Annotated in this window: 5 protein-coding genes; all 5 read left to right on the forward strand. The window is 26.7% G+C overall.

Going from position 1 to position 4,959, the window contains the following annotated elements; translation table 11 throughout:
- Positions 1-242: hypothetical protein (locus ACI3VO_RS06120; protein ID WP_439757058.1), on the forward strand; the 242-nt coding region annotated here is incomplete at its 5' end.
- Entirely contained in the window at positions 239-925 is a 687-nt protein-coding gene (locus ACI3VO_RS06125; protein WP_439757059.1) for a hypothetical protein, read from the forward strand. The genes ACI3VO_RS06120 and ACI3VO_RS06125, both read left to right, overlap by 4 nt.
- A gap of 1 nt (position 926) precedes the next feature.
- On the forward strand, positions 927-1,367 hold the full coding sequence (locus ACI3VO_RS06130; protein ID WP_439757060.1) for a hypothetical protein: 441 nt from the start codon (positions 927-929) through the stop codon (positions 1,365-1,367).
- Positions 1,368-1,430: 63 nt separating this feature from the next.
- On the forward strand, positions 1,431-1,991 hold the full coding sequence (locus ACI3VO_RS06135) for a hypothetical protein (RefSeq protein ID WP_439757061.1): 561 nt from the start codon (positions 1,431-1,433) through the stop codon (positions 1,989-1,991).
- A gap of 2 nt (positions 1,992-1,993) precedes the next feature.
- Positions 1,994-4,959, forward strand: a 2,966-nt coding sequence (locus ACI3VO_RS06140; protein WP_439757062.1) for a hypothetical protein, incomplete at its 3' end; no start/stop codon positions are given.

The following is a 4,959-nucleotide window of genomic DNA, read 5'->3' on the forward strand; positions in this document are numbered from 1 at the left end:
CAAATGAAAATAATATGTATGACTGTTTTGTATTTAATGCACCTTTATTAAAACAAATCTCAGTTACAGCTATTTTTAAAGATCCTAGACAATTAGAACATTATGGATGTTGTCCTATTAATGATATTGATAATTTCACCTTTATTAATAATGAGATAAAAAGGAGACTTACTGAGAAAAAAATAAGATTTTATCGTCAGTTGGCTCCAGTTCCAACTATTAATGATCAAGTACCACGATGAATGATTTTAATTATATATATACTATAGCTAATTCTTTATATGGTTTGGAATTAGAGCCAGAACAATTTGAGGAATTAGGATTAACAGCTTGGAATCTTATAGGAAATAAAACAGTTAGATTATATAGATATTCTGCTGATGTTTCCTGTGATGATTTTTCTGTACAATTACCTTGTAATTGTGATATTATAGAGGCAGTAACATATAATCATGAAGATTGGAACTATAGTACAAATAAAACAGTTAATGGAGATTATAACTCACAATTTACAGAACAATATATAGAAGCCAGAAAATTATATCAGGCTCCATTATATGCTAGTGGTAAGTATGCTAAATATGAGAGAGTTGGAGATACTCTTTACTTTGATAAAGACTATGGAAAAGTTAATATACTATATAAAGGAGTTATATTAGATGAAGACGGACTCCCTCAAGTAAATGAAAAAGAAGCTTTAGCTATAGCTACTTATATAGCATTTGCCACTAAACAGAAACAAGGATGGATAACTAACAATCAAAATATAATTCAACTAGCTCAATATCTCTATCAACAGTGGTTAAAGTATTGTGACTCTGCTCGCGTCAGCTACCTAGATCAAAACACCATGAATGAAGTACTAGACGCCAAAAGTTCATGGAATAGAAAAGTATATAATAAGAGTTATAAACCAATACGATAATATGAATAATTATGCAACGGGTTATGCTTTTAATGTTACAGAGTTATTTGAAAACTTTAATAATAAGAGATTAAGTATTAGTTCTTCTGATCTTAAAAAAACGATAGGGTATCAAGATAAAGATGAATTAGTATTACAAGTGTTTCTATATGCTATAAAAGTAATACTCTTAGATATTATTCAGAATAATGTAACATTTAAATTTCCCACTAAAAGAGAATGTTACTTAAATATAGTAAGAACTAGTGGAGAAGAATTTAAACAAGCTAGAAGAAACGGAAAATGGCTTGATGTAGATTATTTAAAATCTGATTTTTCAGGTAATCAAATGCAATTCATGTTTATTGCCAATGAAAGGGAAATAAAGAAGCCAGTATATCTTAGTAATAATCTAAAAGATATAATTACAGAGAATACCAATAATGGAATGGTATATTATTAATAATCTCTTATATCATTTGGAAAATATCCTAAATTATCTTATTTTTGCCATAAAAACAAAATTATGGCAATGAAAAATATGTTTGATTATATAGATATAATTCATGATAAATTTCCTTTAGTTCCTAAAGAAGACATTAAGAAGATATTATCATTTGGATTAAAGTCTATATATTTACATAATATGTATGGAGCTGATACAATGATACAAGATAAGGTAAAAAATAAGTATTTATTTTATATAGGCAGACTAACTTATGATTCCTTAAAACATTTCTTTTATTATATAAAGAAAATGACTACTAAAATCAGAATATTATATAATAAGAGAAAGATAAAATGGGATGGCTATTATTATTTTGGATTGACAGAAGAACAATATAATAATTATCTATCTCAACAGAAAGGAAGAGGAAGAAAAAGAAAATGGTTTAATTTTGGAACTATAATGCTATATAAAATATTAGATGAATGTAAAATTAATGAATATAATAAGGAATACTTTTTTAGAGTTCCATATATTGTAGATTTAGGATATAAAACACTAGAAAATGATTATGTAACGGATAAAGCTGAATATCTATTTTATAGAAAGAAGGAAGGCTTTAAATCACTAAATAAATAATTATGAGTAAATTAGAGGCAACTAATGTTTTTAATGAAGGATTAATAACTGACCTAAACCCTATTACTACTCCTAATAATGTCCTTACTAATGCTTTAAATGCTACTCTCATTACCATGAATGGAAATGAATTTGTTTTACAAAATGATTTAGGTAATGGAAGAGTAGAGACAGCTAAATTACCTACAGGATTTGTTCCATTAGGAGTTAAAGAATATGGAGGAATAATTTATGTAGCATCATATAATCCTCTAACTAAAAAAGGACAATTAGGTAGTTTTCCTTCTCCTGAAAGGAATTTAACTCAAGATGAAATAGGAAAAAAGAATATCTCTGTATCTAAATCAGATTTTAGTTCGGGAGATACTCTTACAACATATTATAAAAGAATAGATGTAATGCCAGATGATATGTATTTAAATCCTGGAGATAAATTTGGATTGTTTATTTCTGGAACTGGATATGACTTATTAAGTTATTATAGTACTAGTAATGCCAGAGCAATTACATTTCATCCAGCAATTATAGATGATTATGGAATAATTAATTATATAGATGAAGAATGTAAAGTTGATGGAGTATATTCTAGAGGATTAATATTTGGAAGTCCTGGAGATTTATCTACAGTAGATGGATATAGAAAGGCTTTTGATCAATTATTAGTTTATAAAGGTAAGAAATCTGGTAAATTAATATTAATAGTAGAATTAGAAACTTTAGATGATTTTGTAGTTAGTAGAAGCGTTTCTTCTAATAAAGAAATCTCACAAAAAATTGGATCTTCTGATGTTAAATACTCAGATGAGAATAGTTCAGAAAAAGTTTCTTTTAAATTAACTTTTAATAATTCAGGATGGGCTAAACCAGATAATGAACTTATTAAATTTACTGGAGTTAAATTTGAATCTAATCATGGTAATTTTGGATTAACTACCTCATCTGGAAACAATACTATATCTTATTCTTTAGATGATTTTACAAGAGATCAAATATTAAAATATAAAATAACTCCTTATACTCAATTAGGTGCTTGTGAGGCTTTAGCTAGAACTGGCATAGTCAATTTTAGTTTATTTGGAACTGGCAATATAATATTAAATGAATGGAGATATTATGTAGATAATAATAAAATAAGAATAAATTATGGATTAGATACCAATCTGTTAGAGGGAGAATCTATAAAAGAAGTATCATTTGAATTTTTTGATATTTATTATAACACTATTTATAAGAATAAATTTATTTGTGGATCTACTATAAATGGTAATTATAATGGAAATTATACAGAAACATTAAATCTTCCGTATGATTTAAATTATAAAGATACATATAGTTCTGGTATATCAAATAAAGATTATATAGCTAATAGTGTAGTAGGTATAAAAGCTTTAGAGAACAAGCCACCTAAGTATACACTAAAATCTAATGAATTATTAAAAAATAATCTTTACTGTGTTAAAATAACTGTTACTACAACTGGATTAAACACAGGAAATCAAATTAGAACATTTTATAGATTTTTATGGACTACTGGATATTTTAATGAGGAATATATAAAAAATGAAGAATCTAATTTTTCCGTATTACAGGTTCCATCTAAGTATATTCCTAAATTTAAATTAAAATGTGAATACGATATTGATAGTTCTGATTTTGAATTAGACTATCTTAATAATCCAACTCAAAATGGTGCAGATTCTCCATTTATCTATAGTTCTGAAAAACCAACTAATAGTAGTAGCATTAGAGCTAATTTATATCAAGATTGGAAATTATCTAATGCCAAAATAAAAGTAACTACTAAATTAGAATCTGAAGATGCTAATTCTTTATTTGGAGATTATAATGCAGGATGGTTTTCTTTAGAAGATTTATCAAATACAACTATTACTTATGATAATAATAGCCAAATAATAAATAAACCTTCTGGAGAATTATCTGCTAATAATTCCGAATATATAGATATTACAGATGAAGAACTAAGTACTTTTGATAATAATAGAAATGTTACCAATTTACGTAATCTATTAGAAAAAGCAAATTATTCTATTACTTTTGAAAATTTAAGAAATGGCAATGTAAATTCCAAATTAGTAGAATTAAAAAGAAATGGAGTGATTACTGATAATGAATATAAAAACGCATTAGAATGGATCGAATTAATCAATGATTCTCAGCTTTATACAGAAGGGACTTATGAAACTTCTACTACAAAAGAGGGAGAAGATCCTATTATAACCATTTCTAATATTGAAGGAAGACTTATAAGAAGACTTACTGGAAATCTAACTGATCCTAATTATACTACTGCTATTATAAATGAATTAAGACCTTGTATATATACAAATATGACAAATGGTGAACTATCTGTAATGGTAGGAGGGGCTAGTGTAACAGTAGGTACTGATATTATATCTAATAGTGGAGAAGTACTATATTTAGGAGCTGATGCCGGATATAAAGACGACGATGCTACTAAAATATATTCTTTTTGGGGAAAATCTGATAATTATGTAGACAATATGTATTTATTACAACAAATTGGCGGTAAAGATGCCAATGGTAATAAATCTGATGTAGGACAAGCAGTAGGACTTTCTTATGATATTATTAGAAGAAATTTAGCTGATGTTGCAGGACATTCTGCTATATATTTACTTCAAGGAGGTATTCATGATAACTTGAAAAAAGATGGCAGTGATGGTGGAAGTTATAAATGTCCAGAAGATTTTGGATCTTTAGGAGTAGGATTCTATACTGAAAATTCTAATAAAAATAATCATCCATATAATACAAATTTTATGGTTGGATTTAAAGAAGAAGGTACACTTACTTATGTATTTAGTAATAAAAGAACAAATAATAAAATAGTAACTATAGTAGTATGGAGAACTTCAGATGCTGGAGATAATAATAAGCAATTTGCTGCTATAAATTTAGGTTCTGTAAATGGATATAATGGATGTAT

The sequence above is a fragment of the Intestinibacter sp. genome, assembly GCF_051866655.1.
GTDB lineage: Bacteria > Bacillota > Clostridia > Peptostreptococcales > Peptostreptococcaceae > Intestinibacter.